The organism is Pseudomonas sp. MF09150 (assembly GCF_059862355.1).
On the sequence record NZ_JCBCUS010000006.1, the window covers coordinates 265627 to 292215 of the forward strand.

The 26589-nt window shown below is 65.7% G+C and carries 17 protein-coding genes; 7 read left to right on the forward strand and 10 right to left on the reverse strand.

The features are described 5' to 3' along the window. The first annotated feature begins 210 nt into the window (after window positions 1-210). Genes AC19YX_RS22575 through AC19YX_RS22585 form a run of 3 tightly spaced genes read left to right on the forward strand, consistent with a single transcriptional unit; the run spans window position 211 to window position 6374 of the window. A complete protein-coding gene (locus tag AC19YX_RS22575) occupies window positions 211-1095 on the forward strand; it encodes an ABC transporter ATP-binding protein (RefSeq protein ID WP_078468892.1) in 885 nt (294 codons plus the stop codon). Next, window positions 1092-4196 (forward strand): hypothetical protein, encoded by a 3105-nt coding sequence (locus tag AC19YX_RS22580; protein WP_500607065.1) that lies wholly within the window; start codon window positions 1092-1094, stop codon window positions 4194-4196. The genes AC19YX_RS22575 and AC19YX_RS22580 overlap by 4 nt, the downstream gene beginning before the upstream one ends. A 36-nt stretch (window positions 4197-4232) precedes the next feature. After that, window positions 4233-6374: a TonB-dependent receptor gene (locus tag AC19YX_RS22585; RefSeq protein ID WP_500607066.1), complete on the forward strand. Its 2142-nt coding sequence runs from the start codon at window positions 4233-4235 to the stop codon at window positions 6372-6374. Between the two features lie 42 nt (window positions 6375-6416). Here AC19YX_RS22585 and AC19YX_RS22590 read toward each other — a convergent pair whose 3' ends face one another. Next, the gene (locus AC19YX_RS22590) at window positions 6417-8540 is read right to left on the reverse strand and encodes a TonB-dependent receptor domain-containing protein (protein WP_500607067.1); all 2124 of its coding nucleotides are present in this window, start codon (window positions 8538-8540) and stop codon (window positions 6417-6419) included. Window positions 8541-8701: 161 nt separating this feature from the next. Here AC19YX_RS22590 and AC19YX_RS22595 point away from each other — a divergent pair, with 161 nt between their 5' ends. Continuing rightward, window positions 8702-9739 (forward strand): helix-turn-helix transcriptional regulator, encoded by a 1038-nt coding sequence (locus AC19YX_RS22595; protein WP_500607068.1) that lies wholly within the window; start codon window positions 8702-8704, stop codon window positions 9737-9739. A 42-nt stretch (window positions 9740-9781) separates the two neighbouring features. Here the strand turns inward: AC19YX_RS22595 and AC19YX_RS22600 are convergent, their stop codons facing one another. From AC19YX_RS22600 to AC19YX_RS22615, 4 genes are all read right to left on the reverse strand, one after another. Beyond that, window positions 9782-12139 (reverse strand): PIG-L family deacetylase, encoded by a 2358-nt coding sequence (locus AC19YX_RS22600; protein WP_500607069.1) that lies wholly within the window; start codon window positions 12137-12139, stop codon window positions 9782-9784. Then, window positions 12139-14529 (reverse strand): TonB-dependent receptor plug domain-containing protein, encoded by a 2391-nt coding sequence (locus tag AC19YX_RS22605; protein WP_421546496.1) that lies wholly within the window; start codon window positions 14527-14529, stop codon window positions 12139-12141. The genes AC19YX_RS22600 and AC19YX_RS22605 overlap by 1 nt, the downstream gene beginning before the upstream one ends. Before the next feature lie 206 nt (window positions 14530-14735). Further along, on the reverse strand, window positions 14736-14912 hold the full coding sequence (locus AC19YX_RS22610; protein ID WP_161955726.1) for a hypothetical protein: 177 nt from the start codon (window positions 14910-14912) through the stop codon (window positions 14736-14738). A 168-nt stretch (window positions 14913-15080) separates the two neighbouring features. Continuing rightward, window positions 15081-15638, reverse strand: a complete 558-nt coding sequence (locus AC19YX_RS22615; protein ID WP_201131391.1) for a hypothetical protein — start codon at window positions 15636-15638, stop codon at window positions 15081-15083. A 320-nt stretch (window positions 15639-15958) separates the two neighbouring features. Here AC19YX_RS22615 and AC19YX_RS22620 point away from each other — a divergent pair, with 320 nt between their 5' ends. Beyond that, window positions 15959-18136, forward strand: a complete 2178-nt coding sequence (locus AC19YX_RS22620) for a PQQ-dependent dehydrogenase, methanol/ethanol family (RefSeq protein ID WP_421546497.1) — start codon at window positions 15959-15961, stop codon at window positions 18134-18136. A 69-nt stretch (window positions 18137-18205) separates the two neighbouring features. Further along, window positions 18206-19642, forward strand: a complete 1437-nt coding sequence (aldA, locus tag AC19YX_RS22625; protein ID WP_201131389.1) for an aldehyde dehydrogenase — start codon at window positions 18206-18208, stop codon at window positions 19640-19642. Window positions 19643-19713: 71 nt separating this feature from the next. Here the strand turns inward: aldA and AC19YX_RS22630 are convergent, their stop codons facing one another. The 5 genes from AC19YX_RS22630 to AC19YX_RS22650 all read right to left on the reverse strand — a co-directional run bounded on the left by AC19YX_RS22630 (window position 19714) and on the right by AC19YX_RS22650 (window position 25549). Next, on the reverse strand, window positions 19714-21657 hold the full coding sequence (locus AC19YX_RS22630) for a sigma-54-dependent Fis family transcriptional regulator (RefSeq protein ID WP_500607070.1): 1944 nt from the start codon (window positions 21655-21657) through the stop codon (window positions 19714-19716). Window positions 21658-21814: 157 nt separating this feature from the next. Further along, window positions 21815-23095 carry a TRAP transporter large permease gene (locus AC19YX_RS22635; RefSeq protein ID WP_421546499.1) on the reverse strand — a complete coding sequence of 427 codons (1281 nt, stop codon included), beginning with the start codon at window positions 23093-23095 and terminating at the stop codon, window positions 21815-21817. Then, on the reverse strand, window positions 23096-23701 hold the full coding sequence (locus tag AC19YX_RS22640) for a TRAP transporter small permease subunit (protein ID WP_078468903.1): 606 nt from the start codon (window positions 23699-23701) through the stop codon (window positions 23096-23098). It abuts the gene before it with no gap. Between the two features lie 53 nt (window positions 23702-23754). Beyond that, on the reverse strand, window positions 23755-24795 hold the full coding sequence (locus tag AC19YX_RS22645) for a TRAP transporter substrate-binding protein (RefSeq protein ID WP_500607071.1): 1041 nt from the start codon (window positions 24793-24795) through the stop codon (window positions 23755-23757). Window positions 24796-24877: 82 nt separating this feature from the next. Continuing rightward, the gene (locus AC19YX_RS22650; RefSeq protein WP_421546502.1) at window positions 24878-25549 is read right to left on the reverse strand and encodes an RraA family protein; all 672 of its coding nucleotides are present in this window, start codon (window positions 25547-25549) and stop codon (window positions 24878-24880) included. A gap of 113 nt (window positions 25550-25662) precedes the next feature. Between AC19YX_RS22650 and AC19YX_RS22655 the strand changes: the two genes are divergently transcribed. Further along, window positions 25663-26562, forward strand: a complete 900-nt coding sequence (locus AC19YX_RS22655) for a LysR family transcriptional regulator (RefSeq protein ID WP_078468905.1) — start codon at window positions 25663-25665, stop codon at window positions 26560-26562. The last annotated feature ends 27 nt before the right edge of the window (window positions 26563-26589 follow it).

Consider the following 26589-nt stretch of genomic DNA (forward strand, 5'->3'; position numbering starts at 1 on the left):
TGGGCGCTGCCGCTGCAGGGGGCGGTCCCTGGAGGCTGCGGGATACGGTTGGAAAATGACTTGAATCGGGTAGAGGCCGACCCGCGGCCTTGTCTACCGTCCCTGGCTGCCCCCTTCGCGGGCAGGTGTTCCCGCCCATCAGTGCCCGCCGCCCATCAGGGTCTCGTTCGACCCGAGGCCGGCGGCGGCACCTTGTCCATGGAGTTGCAGATGTCAGTCGATTCGGGTTTGCAGGTGCGCGGCCTGCACAAGCGCTACAACAACGGCGTCCAAGCGTTGCGCGGTGTGGACCTGAGTGTGGGCCCGGGCATGTACGGCCTGCTGGGCCCCAACGGTGCCGGCAAAAGCAGCCTGATGCGGACCCTGGCCACCCTGCAGCAAGCAGATGCCGGCAGCATTCGCCTGGACGGGGTGGATGTACTGGCCGACTCCGATCACCTGCGCCGGCGCCTGGGTTATCTGCCGCAGCAATTGGGGGCCTATCCGGGCGTCAGTGGCCGTGACCTGCTGGACCGTTTCGCCTGGCTCAAGGGCCGGACCGATGGCCGCCAGCGCCGCGAAGAAATCGAAGGGCTGCTGGCCAAGGTCAATTTGCAGGACGCCGCGCACCGCGCGCTGGCCACCTATTCGGGCGGTATGCTGCGCCGCTTCGGTATCGCCATGGCGTTGGTGGGGGCACCGCGCCTGTTGATTGTCGATGAGCCGACGGCGGGCCTCGACCCGGCGGAACGCAACCGCTTTCACCGGGTGCTGGCAGATGTAGCCGCCGAGTCCATCGTGCTGCTGTCGACCCATATCGTCGAAGACGTCGAGAACCTGTGCAGCCGCCTCGCGGTATTGGCCGGCGGGCAAATCATTGTCGAAGGCAGCCCGGCGCAACTGCTGCAGGCTGAACAGGGGCGGCTGTGGCAAGCCTCGTTCGCCCGGGGTGAAGCCTTGCCGACGGCATTGCACGTCGCGGCCAGCCCCGAGGGCAGCCGGGTGATCGTGCACGGGGAGCGTCCGGCCGACCCACGTTTCATCCCCCACACGCCACGCCTGGAAGATATCTACTACCTGGCACTGGCCCAGGCCGGCGAGGTGGTCGAGGCATGAATACCTTCGCCCTGATGATGCGCGAGGCCTGTGTGGAAATACGGGCCGGGCTGCGCAGCGGCATTCCGTTGCTGGTGTTCCTGGGCCTGGCCGGCTACTTGCTGATGTCCCTGACCAATGCCGACTACGTGCAGAAAATGGGCGCCAGCGATATTCCGCGCAATGCCCCCAGCCTGATTTACCTGATGGCGTGCGGCTGCATGTTCTTCCTGTTTTTTGCCTGGGCCTGGGTCTTTGCCCAGCCGGCCCTGAGGGAGCGCAAGGCGCAGTTGGAGGAGGTCTGGCTGGCCTTGCCGGTGTCGTTGCCGGCACTGTTGTGGGGGCGCTTTATCGGCGCGGCGGTGGTGGGCGGCCTGCTCGCCAGCTCGTTGCTGGTCGGTTTTTTGTTGAGCCCGGTCCTGGCCTTGCTGGGTTGGGTGCCGGCGGGCAGCATCGCGGCGCCGGCATGGGCGGCGCTGGGGTTTGCCTGGGTGGCCCTGCTGCTGCCGGTGAGTACCGGCGTCGGGGCCCTGTATTACCTGCTGGCGCTGCGCAGCCGCGGGCTGGCGGCACCCTTTGCCCTGGCCACGCTGCTGATGCTGCTATGGATGTTCGCCGTGGTGGTGCTCAAGGGCGGACATATCAATCCGCTGTTGGCGGCCAGCCTCGACCCGTCGCTGTTTACCTTCGCCCAGGCCCAGGTCGAAACCTGGAGCCCGGGGCAGAAGTCCCAGGCCTTGCTGGCATTGACCCCGGGCTTCTGGCTCAACCGTGGCCTGTGGTGTGGCGTGCCTCTGTTGCTGTTGGCCTGGGTCCTGGCCCGCAGTACGCGGGAGGGCTTGATGGGGCGGCGCTCCGGCACGCTGCTGGCCGAGCCGGCGCTGCACCGGGCGTCGGATGCACCTGTGCCGGGCCCGTTGCTGCCCAGTCGCTGGGCACTGGCCCTACGCTGCGAAACCCATTGGCAGTTACGTCAGATCCTGGCCCGCAAGCTGGCCTGGCTGGCCCTGGGGTTGTTGCTGGTGATGGGGGTGCTCAGCGGCTTTGTGCATGGGGTGTGGCATGCCAGCGGGCCAATGGTACCCCGGGCGGACCTGACCCTGCCGCTGCTGTCCAGTGCGCTGTTTCTGGTGATCGCCTTCGTGCTGGCGGCGCTGGTGGGCCTGGTCTGTCGTCGCGATGCGGTGGAGGGGCTGGGGGAGATGCTGCACGCCACGCCGGCCCCGGTCTGGTTGCGCCTGCTCGGCCAGGTGCTGTGCGTGGTGCTGGCGACCCTGCTGCTGGCCCTGGTGCCCGGCGTCGCCAGCCTGTTGATCAGCGCCATCGCCGCACCGCACAGCCTGGCCCCGGGCCTGGGGCTGACCTACTCACTGCTGGTGTTCGCTCCGCCCTTGCTGGAGCTGGCCCTGCTGACGGTGCTGGTGCATGCGTTGATCCGCCGTTCCGGGCTGGCCTACGCCACTTCGATGCTGCTGACATTTTTTCTGGTGCTCAATCACGAACTGGGGCTTGTGAGTTACCCACCCTATGCCATGGCGATCCCGGCCCATTTGGCGTTGTCGGCGTTGACCGGATGGGCGCCCTGGTGGCCGTACCTGGCGACCCTGGCCAGCTGGAAACTGGCGCTGTGCCTGGTGTTGCTGGCGCTGGCGGCCCTGGCCTTGCCCCGCGGGCCCGAGCCGCGGCGAATGGCCGATCTGCGTCGGCGCCTGTTCGGCCTGCCGGGTGCACTGCTGGCGTCGGGGCTGGTGCTGATGGGCAGCAGCGGTGCGCTGTTGCATCGGCATCTGGTGGAGCAGGGCACTTACCAGTCGGCTGCTGCCGAGCGGGCCGAACGCGCGGCCTGGGAGCGGCGCTGGCTGGCCGGTGCAGGTCCCTGGCAGGTTGCTGGTGGCCACCTGCGCTTGCAGGTGGATGGCGCGGCGCGGCAGGTGCTGGGGCAGTGGACCCTGGAGGGCGTGATCGCCGCTAACGGGCAGCTGGATGCCGAGTTGCCAGTGGGCATGAAGGTCACTGAGGTCCGGGTGATGGGCCAGCCGCTGGCAGTGGAACAAGACACGGACCACCTGCGCATTGCCCTGGGTATGTGCGCGGCGACGGGGTGCAAGGTGGATGTGCGCTGGACCTTGGGCGCCAGCGGTTGGCCGAGCGCGGGCGAGGGCTTCTGGCTAGGCCCTCGGGCGGTGTGGCTGGAAGCGCGGCGGGTGATGCCGCGCCTCGGCTTCGACCCCGAGCGATGGTTGCGGGCGCCGTTGCAGCGCACACAGGCCGGGTTGCCGGTGCAGTTGCCCATGCTGCCGGCGGGGGCTGCGGTGGCGGCCCAGGCGGTGGCCCCGGCGGGTGCCTGGCAATGGCTGATCGAGCTCAACGGCCAATCCATCAGCGGCAGCAGTCAGCAGCCGTTGGACTTTGCTTACGCCATCGCTCCTGGAGCCTTGGCCCAGAACCTGGACGGCGTGCAGGTCGTGGCCGATGCCAGTCGTCGGCAGACCGCCCGTGAGGTGCGCGAGGACCTGGACGCCATGGCCGCCTGCGTGGCGCAGCGCCTGGGCAGCAGCCCGACGGTCAATGAACTGAGCCAGTGGCCCAGCGGCATGGGCCGCAGCCGCTTGAGCCATGGTCATCTGTTGCTGGGTCAGACGCCGAGCTGGGATGTGGCGGCGGCCGGCGTCGGACGCTGGGCGCGGCGCGGGCATATCGCCGAACTGCTGGCTCGTCAGCGCCTGATCAGCACCGGCGACCTGCGTGAAGCCCCCGGGCATGTCTGGCTCAGCCACGGCGTGGCCGGGGCCATCGGCTTGCTGTGTGTGGGCGATGTGGACGGCCCCGAAGCCCGGGCCGCACTGGTTCGGCTCCAGGCCGATGACCTGGCCCGGGCCCTGGGCAGCGACGGCGAACCCATCGGCACCCTGGCCCAAGCCCGGGAGCAGGGCTGGGCGACGTTATATGCCCCTTTGGCCAGCCTGGACTGGGTCGCCAGCCAGAGCCCCGAACAACTGACGGCCATGACGGCCGCACTGCGCAACGGCCAGGGATGGCCCGCTTCGATCCAGGGCCTGCTTGGCGCGCCCTCGGAGCCTGTGGTGGCCGAGGCGCTGCGGCGCTGGGGCCCGCCGCAATAAATGGTCCTTGCTCTTTCATATCCCTGGAGTTTTTCCATGCCTGCACATTGGTCACTCACACCGCTGCGCCGTCCCGAGGGCTGGCGCGCCAACGTCCTTACCCAAACCCTGGCCCTGGCCTTGTCCAGCCAGATGTGCCCGGCCTTTGCCGTGGACTACCAGCCGCGCCCCGGCGCCATCGAGTTGACCCCACTGACAGTCAGTGCCCGGTTGAACCAGGAAAGCGCCCAGGACATCCCGTTCGGCCTGTCGGTGATCGACGGGGCCACCCTGGATGCCCGGCGCCTGCGCACCCTCGAAGAAGCCTTGCGCGGCACCCCCGGAGTCGACGTCAATTCCTGGGGCGGCGCCAATGACGCCAATGTGCGCATTCGCGGCGTCGGCTCGCTGAACCAGATGAGCATGGACGACGGCTCGGTGCTGCTGAATGTGGACGGGGTGCCGATGTCGATGCGCAATGCGGCCATGGCCACCCTCGATGTGCAGCAGGTGGAGGTGCTCAAGGGGCCCCAGGGCACCCTGCTTGGACGCAACAGCGAGGCCGGGGCGATCAACGTCACCACCCGCAAGCCGACCCGCGAGGTGCAGGGTTATGTGCGTGCCGAAGGCGGCCAGCAAGGCCAGTTCATGACCGAAGGTGCCCTGGGCGGTCCGTTGACCGAGACCCTGGCCGGGCGCCTTGCACTGCGCCGCAGCGGTTTCGACAACTGGGTCGACGACCAGCAGGATGGCCAGCCACTGACCAGCCCCCGGGACCTGGCCCTGCGCGGCAGCCTGCTGTGGGACAACGATGCGGGCAGCACCGGGCTGCTGGTTGCCGAACGCCAGCGGGCCGAACAGCATGCCGGCCTGGAGATGCTGCGGCCCTTCGCCAGCCAACCGAGCCTGGACTACACCCCCGGCGTCTTTGACGGTAACCGCAAGACCAATGAACGCTATTCCCTTGAGCTGAACCGGGACCTGGCGCAGTCGCGACTGACCTCGATCAGTGCCTATACCCGCACCGACTTCAACGCGGTCAAGGGTTACGATCGCAACATCACCCGTGCGCTGTACGGCTCGCCCTTCGAATACCTGATCGAGGATGCGGCCCGCGAGCAAGTCTGGAGCCAGGACCTGCGGCTGGGCTCGCTGGCGGGGGCCGAGGTGTTTTGGGTCGGCGGGTTCAACCTCTCGCGTTCCGAACGCAGTTTCGACTCCGACAACTTCACCAACGGCGCCCGGCAACGGCGTGACTTCAGCAGCAACAGCCATGCGGCCTATGGCGAAGTAACCTATCCGCTTGCCGAGGACTGGAAGCTCACCACCGGCCTGCGTCATACCTGGGATCGCAAGACCTACGACGCCGACTACTCCAGCGCCGGCAGCGTGGCCCATGACAGCCGGCAGTTGCAGGACCACTACAGCACCGGGCGGGTGGCGCTGGCCTACGCGTTGACGCCCCAGAGCAACCTCTACGCGGTGCTGGCGCGCGGCTACAAGTCAGCCGGTTTCAACGATTACGCCACCTCGGCCAAGGACAGCGAGCCCTACAAGGCGGCCAAGGTGAACTCAGCCGAACTGGGCTTCAAGCACGCCAGCGAGGACGGGGCGTTGAGCCTCGAAGGCGCGCTGTTTATCACCCGGGTCCGGGATGACCACCTGCTGGGTTATGACTTCAACACCCTGGCGGTCAGCGCGGTGAATGCTGATACCCGCAGCCAGGGCGCCGAACTGTCGAGCACCTGGCATGTCAACGATCAACTGACCCTGGGCAGCGCCATGAGCTACACCCATGCACGGGTGACCTCGGCTGCGCCAGGGGTGTCTGGCGGTGATGTGGCCGCGGGCAGCCGGGTGCCGGATGTGCCGTTGTGGAGTGGCAATTTCAGTCTGGCCTGGACCCGGGACCTGCCTGATTGGCTGGGGTTGCCGGCACCAAGGCTGAATACCCTGTTCAATTACCGGTTGCAGAAAAACCGCCCGGCGGACGCGCAGAATCACTACGACCTCAACGGTTACGCCAAGTTGGATGCGCACTTGGGGCTGGAAAGTGCCGGCTCGGAAGTCTACCTCTGGGGCGACAACCTGCTGGATGCGCGTTATGACCTGTATGGCTCGTACTCCACCGATCAGGTGCTGACCGGCCTGCCCGGCAGGGGGCGCTCGGTGGGGCTGGGGTACTGCTATTCGTTCTGACTCGTGGACAGTGGGAGCAGGCACGCCTGCTCCCCGGATCCGTCAGAACTGATAGGTGTAGCCGACACCAAGGGTGCGGCGCTGCGCGGGCGCACCATAGGCCACCGGGTCGCTGTAGAAACCATAGGTGTCATAGGTCTGGTTCAGCAGGTTGTCGGCGTAGGCATAGACCTCGCCGAATCGGCTTTCCAGGCCGGCACGCAGGTCCAGTTTTTCGTAGTTGTCCAGGTTGAAATGGTTCTGCGGGTCCGCCGCCCGTTCGCCCACCAGGTGGTAGTTGAGGCTGGTGTTGAGGGTGGTTTCTCCGAGGCTGGCAAGGGTGCCCAGGGGGTGCTTCCAACTGGCGTTGAAATTGCCGCTCCAGCGCGGCACATCCGGTGTGCGGTTGCCGGCGTCGACGTCACCGGCCTGGATCCCCTGCACACCGCTGGTGATCCTGGCGTCGAGGTAGGTGGCGCTGGCGGCCAGGGTCAAGCCATGGTCGAAGCGCCAGCTGCCTTCGAACTCGGCACCTCGGGTCCGGGTGTCGGCGTTGAAGGCGTTGGTGGCGAAGGTCGCGGCGTCGTAGCCCAGCAGGTGGTCATCCTTGACCCGGGTGTAGAACACGGCGCCACTGAGGCTGCCACGGCGGTCGGCGGTTTCACTCTTGATCCCCAGTTCAACGGCGTTGCTGACGGCGGCCCGGTACGGCTCGCTGTCGCTGACCTGGGAGGCATAGTCATTGAAACCACCGGATTTATAGCCCCGTGCCCCTTGCACGTAGACGTTGGTCTGCGGGGTGAGGGCGTAGCTCAGGGCGACGCGGCCGGTCCCGTAGTGATCGGTCAATCGGCGCGAGTCGTCGACCGCGTCGCTGCCCGCGAAATACTGGCCGTTGTAGGTCTTGCGATCCCAGGAGTGACGGTAGCCGGTGGTCAGCTTCAGGCGCTCGCTCAAGGGCAAGGTCACCTCGCCGTAGCCGGCATAGGTGGTGGTGCTGAAGTCGCGGAACTTGGCGCCCGAGGTGCCGTAGGTGTTGCGCGGCGTGTCATAACTGCGCTCGTTGCGCGTGGCGGCAAGGCCGGTGACCCAGAACACCTCGGAATCGGGCAGGGAGCTCAAGTGCAGATCCTGGCTCCAACTGCGCTCGAAGGATTTGTCCACCACCCAGAACTCATTGGGCGTGCCGTACAGGGCGCCCATGAGTTTGCTGTCGTAGGCGATCAGGCCTTCGAAGTTCGCAGTGGAAGTGGCGGTGGTGGAGGTCAGGCGGCTGTTGGCGAAGTCATGGTCGAGTTTGATCGCGTAGCGTTCGGTGGTCTTGAAGTTGTCGTCGAACAGGCCCGGGGTCAGGTCCAGGCTCGGGTCGCTGCCGTAGGGGCGCAGCACCAGGGAGTTGGTGGCGCGCCTGGTTTTCTGCCGTTCGGCGCTGAACAGTACGTGGGTGTCAGGGTCGAGGTCCCACAGCAGGCTGCCCCGGTAGGCCTCGTTGCGTGGCTTGGTCAGGGGGTGGTTGGTCTGGTCGTTGTCGATCCAGCTGTCGTAGCCTGCGCGGCGTACCGCCAGCCGGCCACTGAGGCTGTCACTGAGGGGCCCGCCCACCGCGCCCTCGGTGAGGAACTGGCCTTCCTGGCCCACTTCACCGCGCACATAACCTTGCAGCTCGCGGCTGGGCTGGCGGGTGGTGATATTCACCGCGCCCGCCTGGCCAAGCGCGCCAGACAAGGTGCCCTGCGGACCCTTGAGCACTTCGATGCGCTCGACATCCAGAGTCTCGAAACCCAGGCTGCGGGACGATACCGGCACCCCATCGATGTTGAAGGCTACCGAACTGTCATCCATGGACATCTGGTACAGCGAGCCGACACCGCGAATCAGCACGTTGAAATCATTCGGCCCGCCGGACGAGTTGACGCTGACTCCGGAGGTGTTGCGCAGGGCGCTCTCCAGGGTGTCGAGGCGCTGGGTGCGCAGCTGTTCGCCGCTGATCACGCTGAGGCTGATGGGCACGTCCTTGGGGTCCTCCTGCTCCATGCGCGCGGTCACGGTCGAGGCCGGCAACTGCAGGGTGTCCCGGGCCGTCTCGGCCAGGGCGCCATGACTCAAGGTGCAACTGATGACTATTGTTATGGTGTAACGTGTGTAGGGTGGTCGACGGCTGGCGGTCGAGGGGCGTGGTGCAGACATGATGGGGCCTTGGCTGGGTTCTTGGGCGATGCGCATCGCGGCGTGCGACGGCGGCTAAGGGAGCAACTGCAACGCCGCGAATGCTAGTGATTATCAATTGCGCCTCTCTACCCCAATGTGATCTGATTCGAGCCGTATCCGGTCAGCAAGGAGATTTATCGATGTCAGCTGTTCAGGAGGAGGGGCTTGAGTCCCTGCCCATCTCGCGGATTATTGCCAATGGCTATGGCGGGGAATTCGGCCCGGGCACCCAGTGCCGGGTCACCCGTGTGACCTTACAGGGAGGGCTGGACATCGTGCGCTGGCAAAGCACCTTCGAGCAGCCGGTCGAACTGCCGCTGCATGACGACAGCGAGCGCATCCACTTCAGCTTCACCAACCTGCTCAGGGGCAAGGCCTCCTGCAGCTTCCTCGAAGGCAGGCGCCAGCGTCGATTCGCGATTGACGAGGGGGCGGGCAGCATCAGTTTCGGGCGCAGCCGCCAGGGCCTCTACCACCAGCACGGCGAGATCGACAACATCACGGTGATGATCCATCCCGAGTTGCTGGCCCAGTGGGAAACCCAGATCGATCCGACCCTGCACAGCGCACTGGCGTGCGATCACTGTTTCCTGGACGGCCACCGCAGCGGCGAAATGAGCGCCACCGCGCAACTGCTCTGCGACGCCATGGACCCCGGTGCTGGCCTGGCCCCGGGCCCGCCGCGCAGCAGCCTGTGGCTGTATGGCCAGAGCGTGACCCTGGTCAGCCTGTTCCTGGAGGCACGGCGCAACCCGGGCTGTATCTGCCGCATCAGCCACATCGACCGGCAACGACTGCTGCGCGCCCGGGAGCGACTGCTCCAGGACCTGGGCAAGGCGCCCAGCCTGTCCGAGCTGGCGCGGGAGTCGGGAATGAGCCAGCCCAAGCTGACCCGAGGCTTTCGCCAACTGTTCTGCAACAGCGTGTACGGCGTGTTCCAGCAAGCGCGGATGATTCAGGCCCGCAGTCGGCTACTGGAGGGCGATGAGTCGGTGATGCGGGTTGCCTCGGACCTGGGCTACGCCAACGCCAGCCATTTCGCCACGGCGTTTCGCAAACAGTTCGGCATCAATCCATCGCTGCTCAAGCACGGCGGCAAAAGCCGGCTCATCGGTGCCGATCCGCTGAGCCAGGACCTTCAGTGCCAGATCCTCAGTGAGGGTTCAGGCTCAGCGTAGCCCAGGGCCCAGCATGCTCTGCGCAGCCCCTGAACGACGCCATCACTTCGCCAACAGATTGGCCAGCAGGCGGGCCGCGCCCGGCACGCCTGCCGGCAGTTGGCGGAAGAACGACAGCGGCGCGTAGATGAAGCGGCCCCGGCCCACCTGCGCGCTGATCAGTGCGCCACTCAGTTCCTGTTCGCCACGGTCGTGCATGCCCAGCAGACGTTGATAGCGCGGGTCGATGTCGCTGGCGAAGTACAGCCCGCGCTCCTGCACCCAGCCATCGAAGTCGTGCTCGGTGATGGGGTTGGGGTGGTTCAGCAACGGATGCTCCGGCAGCAGCAGGCGTACCGCGGCGTCCTCTTCGGTGACCCGGTCGCGGGTGATCGTGAAGGGGTAGGGGCCCAGCGGTTCGGCAGGCAGGGGCGCCAGCGTGTTGTATTGCACCAGCAGCACGCCGCCTTGTTCGACGTACTGCAGCAGTTGGGTGCGCGCCGCGGCGAGCGCCGGGTTGACGTTGTAGGCCCGGACCCCGGTGACGATGGCGTCGTACTCGGCAAGGGATTGCCGGGTGAGGGTCTCGGCCTTCAGTTCATCGACCTGATAGCCCAGTTGCCGCAACATCTGCGGCAGGCGGTCGCCGGCACCGGGCAGGTAGCCGATGCGTTCACCGCCGCGCTTGAGGTCGAATTTGACCAGGGTCGCGGTGGCCGGGGGGAACCAGTCAAACGCCGGGATATGCCCGTAGTCGATGGTTGCCAGGGCCTTGTCCAGCACTTGGCCGTCGACCCTGGCCTGAAAGCGCAGCTCGCCGTTCTGCGGGTGAGCCTCGGGTTCGAGGTCGAAGCCCAGGGTCAGTTCGTCGTCCTTGCGCCGCAGGCTGAACGGCTGCTGCTCGGGGGTGATGCGCCAGCCCGCCGGGGCCTGCGGTTGCAGCACGCCATTGAGTCCGTCGGCGAAAGCGTGCACCCGGACTTCGATCCGCCGGCTGTGATCATCACCAAACAGGTAGGCCGTGCTCGACGGGGTCAGTGTCAGCGGCGGTGTGAACTGCACTGGGCGATAGACCTCGCCACGGATCGGATCGACGTGCTTGAACTGGATCTCGCGCTGCACCTCAAGCACCTCCCCGGCGATGGCCAGCTGGGTGCCGACCTGCAGGCTGTGGGCCGAGCCGCTCAGCCGCAGCGGCTGGTCAATCTGCAATGGACGGTGCTCGCCAGCACTGAGCACTGACACCTCGACCGCGCTGCGCAGGAGGATTTCGGTGCGCACGGGAATGGCGCTGCCGGCCGGGAAGCGTGGCGCATCGGCCGTGGTTTCCAGCCACACGCCCGCCGCTGCCAGCAGCAGCGTCTGCACGTCTTGCAGCTTGCGCTCGCGCCACACGCCGGCGGGTAACCCCAGCAGTTGCCTGTGCAGTTGGGCCAGCCCCGGCACGGACCTGGCCGGTGCGGCACTGTCGTATTCGCGTTGCAGACGCTCGACCTGCCGGGCGATGGCCCGGGTCTGGGGCAGGCGGCTCCAGGTGCTGTCCACGCCGTCGAACAGGTCCTGTCGCGCGGCTTGGCCGTCGAGCAGGGCAAAGGATTCCATCAGTCGACCACGCTGTGCGGCGCTGCCGAAGCCCTGGCTCTTGTGGTGGTTGCGACTCAGGGCGGCTATTTCGCCATAGCTCAGGCCGAGCCTGGGGTTGAAGCCGCCGATGTCGACCTGCAATTGGCCGGGTTCGGTGGTGTCGCCGCTGCCCAGAAATGACTTCCAGGTGTTCCACAGCAGGCGCTTGGCTTGCCAGGGCTGAACCTCGCTCAACTGCTGGGGAAAACGGCGTGGGTCGGCCGCCGCGCGAAAGGCCTCCTGGGCCAGCAGCGAAGACGCCTGGTGATGACCGTGGCCGGCGCGGCTGTCACCGGGGAAGCGGGTGATGATGACGTCGGGCTGGAATTTGCGAATGGCCCAGACCAGATCGCCCAGGGTCTGTTCCTGGCCCCAGGCGCGCAGGGTTTCTGCCGAAGTCTTGCTGAAGCCGAAGTCCCTGGCCTGGCCGAACAGTTGCTCGGCGCCATCTTCCTGGCGAGCTTCGAGCAACTCCCGGGAGCGGATCAGTCCCAGGCCATTGCCCTGCTCGTTACCCAGCAGGTTTTGCCCGCCATCGCCACGGGTCAGCGACAGGTAGGCGGTGCGGTAGTGCCGCTGCTGAGCCAGCCAGGCGAGCAGTTGGGTGTTCTCATCATCGGGGTGAGCGGCGATGTACAGTACGCTGCCCAGGACCGCCAGGCGATCCAGGCCCTGGCCGATCCGACCGGCATCCAGTACCTGGGGTTGGGCCTGGGCCAGGCTGCTGGCGAGCAGCCCGGCGCAGAGCAGGGCGCCTATCCGTGTCAGCCGGGGCCAAGGCTTGATCGGGGCGCGCATCAGAACGCGTAGCTCAGGTTGGTGTAGTAGAACGCGCCCTGATGACCTTCCGGCGACACCGTGGAGTACTTGGCAATGCCGTAGGGGCCGCTGCCGGTGGCGTCCAGTTTGTCGGGGTGGCTGTCGAACAGGTTCTGCGCACCGACCGCCACCCGCAGCCCTGCGGCAAAGCGATAGCTCAGGTCGAGGTCGCTGATCCATTGCGCGGAGAAGGTCTGGTCGGTGCTGGCGGTGGTGCCACGGGTGGTGTACTCGCCGTAGCGGCGCTGGTTGAAGTTGGCTTCGAAGCCGTTGAAGGCGTAGTGCAGGCCCCAGATCAACTTGTTCTCCGGCACGTTGTCTTCCAGCACGCCGATGGCGGTGCGGCCCATGATCCGGCTCGAGGCGAAGCGCCCCACATCCCGTGCGTTGGTGACTTCGGTCTCGGTATGGGCAAAGCCCGCGCTCAGGTCCAGGGTGCCTCGGGGCAGGGTGAGGCGGTACTTGCCCCCCAGCTCCAGGCCCTTGGTGCGGGTGTCGAGGACGTTGGTGAAGAAGGTCGCGCTGTTGACGCCGGTGATGCCTGCCGCCGCCAGGGCCGCCACCACGTCCGCGCCGGTCAGGTTTTCGGAAGGGGTGATGCGGTCGTTGATATCGATGCGATAGGCATCCAGGGTGATGCTGGCCTCGGGCAGCGGGCGCAGCACCAGGCCGACGGAGATGTTCTTCGACTGTTCCGGCTTCAGCGCCTTGCCGCCCAGGGCCGCGGCGATCGGGCCGTCGGCCCGCAGCGTGCGCTGCAACACCGAGTCGTACACCGCGCCGGTCTGCACGATCTGGATGCCGGAGGCCTGATACCCGGCCTGCACCAGGGAGGGCGCGCGGTAGCCGGTGCTCAGGCTGCCGCGTAGCGCGACCTTGGGCGTGAAGTCATAACGCAGGGACAGCTTGCCGTTGGTGGTGTCGCCGAAGTCCGAATAGTGCTCGGAGCGCAGGGCCACCCCGGCGTTGAATTTCTCGGTGACCTGGGCCTCGACATCGACATAGCCGCCGAACACATTGCGCGACAGGCGGCCGGCGTCCACCGGGGTGATCCCGGAGCTGGCGGGGGTGTAGAAGCCGCCCGCCGGGTGCGGGTACCAGCGGTTTTCCGAGGCGGCGGCTTCACCGGCCTGCAACTCGTATTGTTCCCAGCGATAGGCCAGGCCGCTGGATAGGGTCAGCGGGCCGTGCAGGCCATCGACCTCGAAGTCCTTGACCCAGTCCAGCCCCAGATTGGCCTGGGAGTTGATGCGGCTGCCGGTGTCGAAACGGGTCGGCGAGGTGGGGCCCCAACTGGCATTCAGGGTGTCGTAGTAGGTGGAGTCGACTTCGTTGCGCCCGTAGTTGGCCGAGAGGTCGAACTTGCCCAGGCCCGGGTCCTCGAAGCGCAGGCCGGTGGTGGCGGCGTAGTCTTCGAGGCGATAGCGGGTCACCGGCCAGTAGCCGTTGGGGTAGACCGCGGCAATGTTGCGCCGATCTCCCGGCAGCACCAGCGAGGCTTCGGCGTCGCTGTTCTTGTGCGACCAGGTGGCGAAGCCGTAGGCACTCAGGCGCTCACTCAGGGAGGCCTCGCTGTTGAGCAGCAGGTTGTACTGGTCGGACACCTTGCCGACGCCGAAGCGCCAGTCACGCAAGGGGTTGCTGGCCGGCACCCGATTGTCCGGGTTGGTGTCGTTGGCCGGGTCCGACTCACCGGCATCGAAACTCACCGTCAGGAAGCCATCCCCCGGCAGCGCCAAACCCTTCCAGCCACTGAGCTTGCGCGACAACCCATCGCCCTTTTTGTATTCACCCAGGCGATAGCCAAGCTTGCCGCCCTGGTCCGCGCCCTTGAGCACGATATTGATCACCCCGGCGATGGCGTCCGAGCCGTACTGAGCCGAGGCGCCGTCACGCAGCACTTCCACCCGCTCGATGGCATCCAGCGGGAACAGGCTGATGTCCACCGGCACGCCGCCCTTGGCCGCGTAGTTCTGCCGGGTCACCGTCGAACCCGTGTGCCGGCGCTTGCCGTTGACCAGCACCAGCACCTGGTCGGAACCCAGGCCCCGCAGTGACACCCCCGGCGGCACCTCCTGGGCGAAGGCGCCGTTGACGTTCTGCGGGAAGCTGAACGAGGGCAACAGGCTGGCCAGCGCCTGGCCCAGGTTGGCGGCACCGGAGTCTTGCAACTGGGCAGCGGAAATCACATCCACCGGTGCCGAACTCTGCAGCGCCGTCACATCGCTGCGGCGGGTGCCGATCACCACCACGCTGTCGAGCTGCTCGTCTTCGACGCGGGTTTCGCGGCTGTCCTGGGCGAATGCCAGCGAGGACGGGTTAAGGGCGGCGAGTGCAACGGCACCGGCTAAAACATTGGACTTGAACAAGGCGCTGATCCTGCATGAAGAAGGGAAGGTATCGGCGCTAGAGCAAGGGCGGTGCCAAGGCATTCGGAGGGCGGCGGCGAGGCGCGGAATGCGCGCCAGGAAAGCCTTGTGAAACAACCCACTACGGACGCTTTTTTTTCACGCGCCAGGGTGAGAAAAACAACCAAGGCCCCCGTCGCAGAGGGCTCGCTGCTGCGTGGCAGGCACTATGCCAGCAACGCATCTGCAGCCGGGACGCTGACGTTCCGGGCCGTGAGCTTGGACAGGTCGGGGGTGATGTTCTGGGGGTGTGGTTGGGCGCTGCCCAGCAGGCCGGTGAGCACCAGCAGCAGGGCGAACAGCAATGAGACCAGCCAAGGGGTGAAGCGCAGTGCGTATGCCATGGGGGAGATCCTGACCGTTACCAGAGAGAGGGTTTGCCTCCACCTGGCAGGGGTCGGTCAGGAGCGAACTTAAGCGGCTGGCCAAGCCGTGTGAAATCATTTTTTGATCTAAGTCGCGTAGTAAACAACCTAGCCCGCCCGGAGCATCGCGCCGGTCAGGCCCACGCCTCAGGGTGTCGGCGACACCAGGGTGCGCTCACCCGACATCGACAGCTCGTAGATGCTCAGGGTGTAGCCGTCGGCGAGCACGGTTTCGATGAGGTAGGTCTGCAACGGCTTGGGCGTGAAGATCTGAACCGGCGGCTGCTTGCTGGCGCCCAGGGGGATCGGGATGCCGTTGAAGACGAAGGTGGATTCCTTGACCTTGGCCCGGACCTTGATCGGCTGGCCGGCGCTGACCAACTGGTCGATCACATCGGTCCCGGGGGCCATGCGCCGCAGGTAGGCGGGGATTTTCTTGAGGTAGGTGGCATCGAACACCGGCTCGCCGGCCACGATCATGAGGTCGTTCGGCACTTGCGGACTGCTGAAGTAGAACGTGACCGGGTTGTTGCCTCCGCCGCCGACATGGCGGTACGTCAGGCTGGCGTGCTTGTCGTCCGGGACCAGGGTCACATGGGGCGCGGGGGGCGGCTTGACCGCCTTGGCCGTCGGAGCGCGGTGGGAGCAGGCGCTGATCAGCAGGGCGGCGGCGATGGCGGTGGACAGCGTCAGTGCTTTATTCACGGGTATTCCTTAATAAAACTCACCGCCCTACGACTGCCAGTCCGTCTTTAGGTTCAAGGGACCGTGGCCTGCTGGGCAGATGAGGCCGTTGGCGCCCAAGCGACGATGCACGGCCGAAGGTGTCGTCCTGTGCCAGGCCTGACGCAGGTGTAGCGGCCGATGCGACACCTGTCGCACCCGGACGCAAGCCCTGGTCCGGGCTGCACGCCTTGCCCCGTGGGGCTTGCAGGGGATTGTCCGAAGGCTGGCATGGCGGTTGCTCTTCTCTAGTCGCGCAGCGCAATGGCTTCGCTACTAATAAGAATCAGGAGTCTCCCCCCATGACACAGATTGGCCTCGCCGTGCCTCCCTCTTTGCCGACCGCGCCCCTTGGCGTTCCATTCAAGACCCTGTTTATCGCCCTGGCCCTGGCCTTGGGTGGTGCGCCGGCCTGGGCCCAGGACCTGCCGGCCAATGTCGATGGCCCGCGGATTATCGCCGCCGACAAGGAGCCCGGTAACTGGATGAGCACCGGGCGCACCTACGACGAACAGCGCTACAGCCCGCTGAATAAGATCAGCGACCAGAACGTCGGCAAGCTGGGCCTGGCCTGGAGCTACAAGCTCGACCTGGATCGCGGGGTCGAGGCCACGCCCATTGTGGTTGACGGCGTGATGTACACCACCGGGCCGTTTTCGGTGGTCTATGCCCTGGACGCGCGCGACGGCAAGCTGCTGTGGAAGTACGACCCCAAGTCCGACCGCAACCGCGCGGGCGAGGCTTGCTGCGATGCGGTCAACCGCGGCGTGGCGGTGTGGAAGGGCAAGGTCTATGTCGGGGTGCTCGACGGTCGCCTGGAGGCCATCGACGCCAAGACCGGGCAGCGCGCCTGGTCGGTGGACACCCGCGCCGACCACAAGCGCAGCTACACCATCACCGGCGCGCCACGGGTGGTCAACGGCAAGGTGGTGATCGGCAACGGCGGCGCCGAGTTCGGCGTGCGCGGCTATGTCACTGCCTACGACGCCGAAACCGGCAAGCAGGCCTGGCGCTTCTTCACCGTGCCGGGGGACCCCAAGCTGCCACCGGAAGACAAGGCCATGGAAATTGCCGCCAAGACCTGGCACGGCGATGCTTTCGTCGAGCAGGGCGGGGGCGGCACCGCCTGGGATTCCTTCGCCTTCGACCCCGAGTTGAACCTGCTGTACATCGGCGTGGGCAACGGCTCGATGTGGGACCCGAAATGGCGCAGCCAGGCCAAGGGCGACAACCTGTTCCTGTCCTCCATCGTCGCGGTCAACGCCGACACCGGCGAGTACGCCTGGCACTACCAGACAACCCCGGGCGACGCCTGGGACTACACCGCGACCCAGCACATGATCCTCGCCGAGCTGCCGATTGATGGCAAACCGCGCAAGGTGCTGATGCAGGCGCCGAAGAACGGCTTCTTCTACGTGATCGACCGCGCCACCGGCGAGCTGCTGTCGGCCAAGGGCATCGTGCCCCAGAGCTGGACCAAGGGCATGGACATGAAGACCGGCCGGCCGATCCTCGATGAGGAGAACGCCGCCTACTGGAAGAACGGCAAGCGCAACCTGGTGACCCCGGCGTTTTGGGGCGCCCACGACTGGCAGCCGATGTCCTACAACCCCAACACCGGGCTGGTGTACATCCCGGCGCACATCATGTCCGCCTACTACGAGCACATCCCCGAGGCGCCCAAGCGCAACCCGTTCAAGAGCATGTACCAACTGGGCCTGCGCACCGGGATGATGCCGGAGAACGCCGAAGGCCTGCTGGAAATGGCCAAGGGCTGGTCCGGCAAGCTGATCGCCTGGGACCCGGTGAAGCAGAAGGCGGCCTGGGAAGTGCCCTACGTCACCATCTTCAACGGCGGCACCCTGAGCACTGCCGGCAACCTGGTGTTCGAGGGCAGCGCCGATGGCCGGGTGATCGCCTACGCGGCCGACAGCGGCAACAAGCTCTGGGAGCAGCCGGCCGCCAGCGGAGTGATGGCGGCGCCCATTACCTACAGCGTCGACGGTGAGCAATACGTGACCTTCATGGCTGGCTGGGGTGGCGCCTTCTCGACCTTTGCCGGGGCCTTGTCGCTGCGGGCCGGGGTCCAGCCGTTTTCCCAGGTGCTGACCTACAAGCTGGGGGGCACCGCCACGCTCAACGAACCGGCACCGCCCGCCGACACGCCGAAACCACCGCCCTTGAGCCGTGACACCGCCGCCATCGACGCCGGCGCCAAGCTGTATGACGGCTACTGCTCGCAGTGCCACGGCATCCATGCGGTCAGCGGCGGCGTGTTGCCGGACCTGCGCAAGCTGACGCCGGAAAAACACCAGATGTTCCTCGGCATCCTTTTCGGCGGCCGGGTCCCCGATGGCATGCCGTCCTTTGCCGACGCCTTCACCCCGCAACAGGTGGACCAGATCCATCAGTACCTGATCAAGCGCAGCCACGACCTGCAACAGGAAGGCGGCATCTGGAAAACCTTCAGCACTCAGTAACGACCCGCGACGCAGGTGCCCCGGTGGCGCCTGCAGCCTTTTTTTGACCCTATCTGCGAGAGAACCACCATGACCGAGCTGATTCATTACCAGAACTTCATTGGCAACGCCTTTGTCCCCAGCGACCAGCACATCGAGGTGCACAACCCGGCCAATGCCCGCTTGCTGGCACGGGTGCCTCAGGCCAGCAGCGACCAGGTCGAGGCCGCCATCGCCGCCGCGCGCCAGGCGCAAAAGGGCTGGGCCGCGCGTCCGGCCATCGAGCGCGCCGGCTACCTGCGCCAGATCGCGAGCAAGGTCCGCGACAACGCCGAACGCCTGGCCCACATCATCACCGCCGAGCAGGGCAAGGTCCTGGGGCTGGCCCGGGTCGAGGTCAACTTCACCGCCGACTACCTGGATTACATGGCTGAATGGGCACGGCGCCTGGAAGGCGAAGTGCTGACCAGTGACCGGGTCGGCGAAAGCATCTTTCTGCTGCGCAAACCCCTGGGGGTGGTGGCCGGGGTCCTGCCGTGGAATTTCCCGTTCTTCCTCATCGCCCGCAAAATGGCGCCGGCGCTGATCACTGGCAACACCATCGTCATCAAGCCCAGCGAAGAAACCCCGATCAACTGCTTCGAATTCGCCCGCCTGGTGGCTGAAACCGACCTGCCGCCCGGGGTGTTCAACGTGGTCAGCGGCACCGGGGCCACGGTCGGCCACAGCTTGACCAGCCACGCCGGCATCGACCTGATCAGCTTTACCGGCAGCGTCGGCACCGGCTCGCGGATCATGGCCGCCGCCGCGCCGAACATCACCAAACTCAATCTGGAACTGGGAGGCAAGGCCCCGGCCATCGTCCTCGCGGACGCCGACCTGGCGCTGGCGGTCAAGGCCATCACCGCGTCGCGGGTGATCAACACCGGGCAGGTGTGCAACTGCGCCGAGCGGGTGTATGTCGAGCGCAAGGTGGCCGAGCCCTTTATCGAGCAGATTGCCGCATCGATGGCGGCCACCCGCTATGGCGACCCCCTGGCCGAGGATGATCTGGACATGGGCCCGCTGATCAACCAGGCGGCCCTGGACAAGGTAGCGAAGATGGTCGAGACCGCTCGCGGCCAGGGGGCTGAAGTGATGACCGGTGGCGCGGTGGCCGACAAAGGCCAGGGCTTCCATTACCAGCCCACGGTGTTGGCCGGCTGTGGCAGCGAAATGCCGATCATGCGCCAGGAGATTTTCGGCCCGGTACTGCCGATCCAGATCGTCGATGACCTGGAACAAGCCATTGCCCTGGCCAACGACAGCGAGTACGGCCTGACCTCATCCATCTACACCCGCAGCCTGAGCGCGGCCATGCGCGCCAGCAACGGCCTGGATTTCGGTGAGACCTACATCAACCGCGAGAACTTCGAGGCGATGCAGGGCTTCCATGCCGGGACGCGCAAGTCCGGGATTGGCGGCGCCGACGGCAAGCACGGTTTGTACGAGTACACCCACACCCACGTGGTGTACATCCAGATCTGAGGCCGGGCCCGAGGTAAAAAAATGCCGGCTCCCATCAAGGGACCGGCATTTTTCATGGGGGCGACGGCGTCTTACAGCCGGTCGTTGGGCGCGATCAGCCCGTGCTTTTTCATCTTGCGGTACAAGGTCGAGCGCGAGATGCCCAGCTCACTGGCGGCGGCGCTGATGTTCCAGCGCTGGCGGCGCAGGCAGTCGTGCAGGCGCCGGGATTCATCGTCGCCCAGTTGCTCGGCGAGGTGCGCGGTCGGCGGCGGGTCGCGGCTGATCAGGGGCAAGGGCAGGGGCGCCAGCAGTTCGCCGGGCAGGCAGTCGAGGTCGATGACCCCGTCTTCGGCCAGGGCCACGGCGTAACGCAGGCTGTTGAGCAGTTGGCGGATATTGCCCGGCCAGGGGTAGTCGAACAGGCACTGTCGGGCCGGGGCGTCCAGGCGCAGCCCGTGGGCGTCGGTCTGCGCCCGCAGCAGGCTGTCGATCAGCTCGGCGCGGTCGCTGCGCTCGCGCAAGGCCGGAAGCGCCAGGTTCATGCCGGCCAGGCGGTAGAACAGGTCCTGGCGAAAGGCTTTGGCGGCGATCATCCCGTGCAGGTCCTGGTGTGTGGCGGAGATCACCTGCACATCCAGCACCACCGGCACTTCGGCCCCCAGGGGCGAGATTTCCCGCTCCGCCAGGACCCGCAACAGGCGGGTTTGCAGGTGCGCCGGCATGTCGCCGATCTCGTCGAGAAACAGCGTGCCGCCGTTGGCCAGTTCCAGCTTGCCCTTCATGCCTTTCTTGTTGGCGCCGGTGAAGCTGCCGGCGCGGTAGCCGAACAGCTCGCTTTCGATCAGGGTTTCCGGAATCGCCGCGCAGTTCAGGGCGATAAACGGCCCGGCGCGACGGCTGCTGGCCTGGTGGATGGCGCGAGCGAAGGCCTCCTTGCCGGTGCCGGTCTCGCCGGTGATCAGGATCGGGATGCCCTTGTCGATCACCTTGCGTACCCGGCGTACGTTCTGTTGCAGGCGCGGGTCGTTCCCGGCCAGTTGTTGCAGGTCCGGATGCGGCGGGCTCGCCGGGCGCACCACGGCGGGCGGCCGGTGCTGCTCCGAGGGGATGCGCAGGCCGATATCGAGCAGGGCTTCATCCTGCAGTCCACGCAGACGCACACCGCGCGCGCCGCCATTGGTGAACTGCAACAGTTCCTCCACCGTGGCCGGCAGCAGGCTGTGGATCGGCGCCCCCAGCAGCGGCGCCCCGGCGCTCCGCTCCAGAGCCACAAAGGCCGCGCGGTTGGCGCCCATCACCCGGCCGTTTTCATCCAGGGCCAGCAACTGTTCGTTGGCCAGGTCGGCGATTTCATCGATGGGCTTGAGGGACAGGGTCAGGCGATCGCGGTGGCTCTGGCGAAAGTGCGCGTTCTCGATCAGGCGCGCGTACATGATCACCAGTTGCAGGGTCAGGTACTGGCTTTCCCGCGGGCCGTCGCTGTTCAGACAGGTGGCGTTGAGGCAGCCGCGCAGCAGGCCCTGGGCGTCGAAGATCGGCGCCACCGAGCAACTGAGGCGGAAGTTGGAGGCCAGGAAGTGTTCTTCGCGGTGGATGATCAAGGGCTGGGCGGCTGCCAGGGTGGTGCCGATGCCGTTGGTACCGACCATCGATTCGTCCCAGCGCGCGCCGACCACCAGCCCCGACTGGGTGTAGGCGTCGTCGTGGCTCGGCAGCCGTGAGTCGAGGGTGATGCCGTTTCCGTCGCTGAGCAACACCGCGAACCCGGCCGGAACCACGCGCTTGGCCAGGCCGCTGACGCCCTGGCTGGCAATCGACAGGTACTGTTGATGTTGCTGCTGATGGCGGCGGATGTCCTCGGCGCACAGGATGTTCTTGCGGCTGGCGGCGCCCGGGTCGAGGCGGTGCTCGACCACGCTGCGGTACCAGGACTGGGCGATCAGTCCGTCGGGGCGGATGCCGCGTGCGGAAAAGTGATCGTTGACGAAGGCCGCGAGTTCGCTGGGGCTGGTCTGCGCGCTGTGCCGAGTCATGGAGTGCTCCCATCAGGCGTGACACCGGGGGGCGGTGTGCACGGCGATCTTATTGTTGTTGACGGTTAGCCGGGGCTGGCCGCTGTCTACCTTAGTCGCTGGCGCATTATTTTTCAGCCCCTGATGGTGTCGGCGGCTTTATCGGGGGCTGCCGCGATCAGGCCAGGTGGGGCAGCCAGAGCGCGATCTGCGGAAACAGGATCAACAGCGCGATCAGGATCAGCAGCACTGCGCAGAACGGCAGGGCGCCGTACACCACATCCAGGAAGCGGCCCTTGTTGCGGATGCTTTGCACCACGAACAGGTTCATGCCAAATGGCGGGGTGATCTGCCCCATCTCGCAGAGGATGATCAGGATCACCCCGAACCACAGCGGGTCGAAGCCCAGCGCGACAATGATCGGCACCACCAGCGGTGCGGTGGTGATCAACATCGCCAGCGTGTCCATAAAGCAGCCGAGGACGATGTAGAACAGGATGATCGCCAGCAGGGTGCCCATCGGCGACATGTCGAGGTCGGTGACGAAGCTGACCAGAGTCGAGGTCAGCCCGATGGAGGCCAGCACGAAATTGAGAAAGAACGCCGACAGGGTGATGAACAGGATCATGCCGGTGGTGCGCATGGTGGATTCAAAGGCCTGGCCCAGGTTGGTCCAGGTGAATGCACGGCGCCACAGGCCCAGGGCAAATGCGGCGATCACCCCCAGGGCGGCCGACTCGCTGGCGGTGGCGAAGCCGCTGTAGATGGCGCCCACCACCAGGGCGAAGATCGCCAGGGGTGGCAACAGGTCGGGGATGCTGGCCAGGCGTTCGGCCCAGGTCGCGTGTTGCTTGTGGCCGCCCAGCTCGGGGCGGATCAGGCAGGCGATGACGATCATCGCCACGAACATGAAACTGAGCAGGATCCCCGGCAGGGTCGCCGCCAAGTACAGCTTGGGCACCGAGAGGTTGGCGATCAGGGCGAACAGAATCATGTTGATCGACGGCGGAATCAGGATGCCCAGGGTGCCACCGGCCGCGATCGACCCCAGGAACAGCGGGGCCGGGTAGCCTTTGCGCTCCTGCTCCGGCAGGGCAATGGTCGAAATGGTGGCGGCGGTGGCCACGCTGGAGCCGCTGGTGGCCGAAAACAGCGCCGAGGCGCCGATGTTGGAGTTCATCAAGCCACCCGGCAGCCACGACAACCACTTGTCGACGGCGCCGTACATGCGCCCGGCGACCCCCGAACACACCAGCAGCTCACCCATCAGGATGTACAGCGGAATGGCCACCAGCAGGAATTCGGCGCTGGTGCTCCAGGCGATTTCGCCCATGGCGTTGCTCAGGGGCAGGCTGGAAAACAGCTCGGACAACGACATGCCCAACAGGCCGACGCTGACCGCCGCCGCCACGCTCAGGCCAAGCAGGGCCAGCAGGGTAAAGAGGGTAAAGGCCAGCATCTAGTGCGCTCCATGGGATGGCGCGCCGGCGCCACCGTGGGTTTCTTGTTGAATGTCTTCTTCGACCGAGTTGATCCCGATCAGCCCGTTGATTGCTGCCCAGCGTCGTTGGCGCAGCCGGGACAGGCTGGTGCAGGCCAGCACCGCCAGGGTCAGGGCAAAGAACGCGTAGCCGGCGAACCAGATCGACTGCGGCGCCCACAGCGGGATCTGCAGCGGCGTGGTGGAAATCGAGCGGTAGTGGATCGAGTCCCAAAGCACGCCCCAGGCGTGGTACAGCAGGGTTCCGGCAAACAGCGCCATGCCGCTCAAGGCCAGCAGGTCCAGCAGGCTCCGGGCCTTGAGCGACAGCCGTGAATAGAGGATGTCGACCCGGATATGGGAGCGTTTCAACAGGGCGATGGGAAACGCCCAGGTGCTGACAATCGCCAGTACATAGCCGGCTATCTCATCGGCCCCGCCCAGGGACAGGCCCAGGGTCTTGCGCAGGATCAGGTCGATCCCGATCATCAGCGCGGTGCCCATCAGGGCGATGCCGCCCACCCAGGCGCTGAGCCGGGCAATGCCGTTCACCAGCCGGGTCGCGCGGGATTCAGTGGGGTTCATGGATGCTTCTCCGCAAACGGTGTGGGTTCAGGACGCTGGGCACGTTGCACGGCTCAGGGCTGTTGCAGGTGCACGCCGATGGCGGCGCCTGCGGTGGCATTCCAGCGTTCGACGCAGGGCGCGCCACAGCGTTGGCCCCAATCGTTGGCGATGGTCAGCACGGCGTTCTGCAGGACTTGGCGCTCGGCGTCCGTCGGGGTGCTGACCTGCATCCTGGCCGGTCGATGGATCTTGCAGTCCGGGGCGCCGATGTTGCAGGCCAGCGCCGACTGGTTCTCGTTGGCGGTGGCTTCCCACCAGCGGTCTTCCAGGGCCTGGGCCTGTCCCTGGAGCAGGCGTTGCACCGGTTCGGGCAACGCCTGCCAGCGCTTGAGACCGATGGCATAGAAGCCGATGGACCAGTCCACCGGCAGGTTGTAGAGGTGGTTGGCGACGTCATACCAGCGGGCGGCATTGCCGGAGCCGATGCCGGTCACCGCACAATCGATGACACCGGTCTGCATCGCCGTCACCACCTCGGCGAACGGCAGGGTCATGGGCGCACCGCCGAGGGCGCTGATCATGTCCGACATATTGCGCCCACGAACCCGGACCTTGCGGCCCTTGAGGTCGGCGAGCGAGGACAGCGGGTCGCGACAGAAAAACACCTGTGCGGTGTAGGGCACGGTCGCCAGCAGCTTGACCCCGTGATGCTCGGCCATACGCTCGGCCAGTACCGGCTTGAAGGCACTGGAAATCTGCCGGGAGGTCTGGATGTCGGGGGCCATGCCCGGCAGGTCGATGCCTTCGAAAAACGGGTCGTCACCGGCGACGAAGGCAAACACCCCCATGCCGATTTCCACCGCGCCGCTGCGCAGCAGGCGCACCATCTCCGGGCCCTTGAGCCCGCTTTCCGACAGCCCGCGCAGGCTCGCCGTGAGGCTGCCGCCGGAGCGGGCGGGCAGGGTCTGGTTCCAGAACGGTTTTTCCACCGCGCCAAAGGTGTAGTTGTGGCTGCCGCCGCCAATCACATTGAAGTGAATCGGCGGTGGGGTATCGGCCTGGGCTGGGACGGCCAGGGCGAGGGTCAGGGACGCTATGAGGTACGGTTTCATGGTAGTCCTGTTGTTTTTCTAGAGGGAGCTACTAAGGCAGAAACGGCGTGGCAAAGGGGCTGCGGGTGGTGCTTGCTTCGGGTCAGGAACGGCGCTGGATGGCCGCCTCGATAATGGCTCGGGAGCCGACGATATCAGGGAATTTCTCGCCCTTGGCCAACCTGGTCAGGGTGGTTTTTTCATTGTTCTGGAATTCGATGGCCCGGCGCGCCAGGGGTATGGCCTGATCAGGGGCCATGACCACGATGCCGTTTTCATCGGCCAGCACCGCATCCCCGGGTCGGACCACCACGCCGCCACACTGAATCGTGGTGCAGAATTCGCCTTCTTCGCCCTTGAGCCGGGTGGTGATGGCGCTGGCGCCCCAGGACCAGATCGGCACCCCGTGCTGGCGCAATTCGCCGAGGTCGGTGACAAAGCCGTCAATCACGATCCCGGCGATGCCCGCCTGTTTGGCCGCATAAGCCATGGCCCCTCCGAGGGCGGCGGTGACCCGTTCGCCACAGCGATCCACGATCAAAAAATCTCCGGGGCGCACACACCCCATGGCGTATTGCAGGATGCCGCCATCAGCCCCGGGCATCCTCACCGTGACCGCCGTCCCGGCGGCGCGCACATCCTGGAAGTGAGCCTTTATATCGCTGTTTAAAATACCCCGGGTGATGAAGTGACCCAGGGTGGCCGGTTCTGCCGCAAGAAGTATCGAACGTTCTTCTTCGGTCATTTGCTGCGGTAGTTCTCGAATAATATACATGCTTGGCTTGACTTGTTTTTTGGTGAATGTCTGGTGCATTTAGTTCATCCTAGCAAGCAGGATTTTAAGGCGATAATAAAAATCAGCGCGTCAACTTCGGGACTATTTTTATCATGCGAATTACCCTGATGCAGATCGAGGCCTTCTATTGGACGGCCCGATTAGGGGGCGTGCATGCCGCCTCGCGCCACCTTCACCTGACCCAGCCGGCCATCTCCTCGCGCATTCGGGAGATGGAGTCATTGTTGAGCGTGAAACTCTTCGATCGCAGCAAACAGCGGATGATAATCACCGCTGACGGCTTGATCGCCCTGCAACATGCCGAACTGGCGCTGAACAACAGCGTGAAACTGGAACAGTTCGCAGCCAAGCAGAAGCAGAACCGCCGGCTGCGGGTGGGCGCCGACGAGTGTTCGGCCATGGTCGGGCTGACGGCAGTGATTGCCGAGATCAAGGCGCATTTCCCGGAGATCACCCTGGAAATCACCATCGATGTGGGGGCGGTGCTCAATCGCAAGCTCAATGATCACGAGCTGGACCTGGCGCTTTTGACCAACCCCATGACCCGCGATGACGTGACCGATATCTTCCTGGGCTGGATGACCTTCCAGTGGGTGGCCGCCGCCCACCTGGAAATCGACGGCGATTCTTTTCAGCCGCAGCACGCCGGGGCTTACCCGATCGTCACCCATTCCGCGCCTTCGACCCTGTATTCAGTGGTCGAGCGCTGGTTGAAAGAGGGCGGCAATGTCTCCGAGGCATTTCATTCCAGTAACTCCTTGGCCTTTATCGCGAAGATGATATCGGCCGGGCACGCTATTGGGATTCTGCCAGTACCGTTGATTCGAGATATGTTGGCAGTGGACATGCTCAAGGTATTACCTTGCACGCCGCCTATTGCACCCGCCAAGTTCTGTTTGTCGTATGTGACGGAAAAGCCGGACGTACAACTTGATGAGTTAGTTGCATTGACGCGGGCCACTTTATTGCGACAAAACTTCCTGGTTAATTGATCTTTTAATGCATGGCTTGAAAGGCCG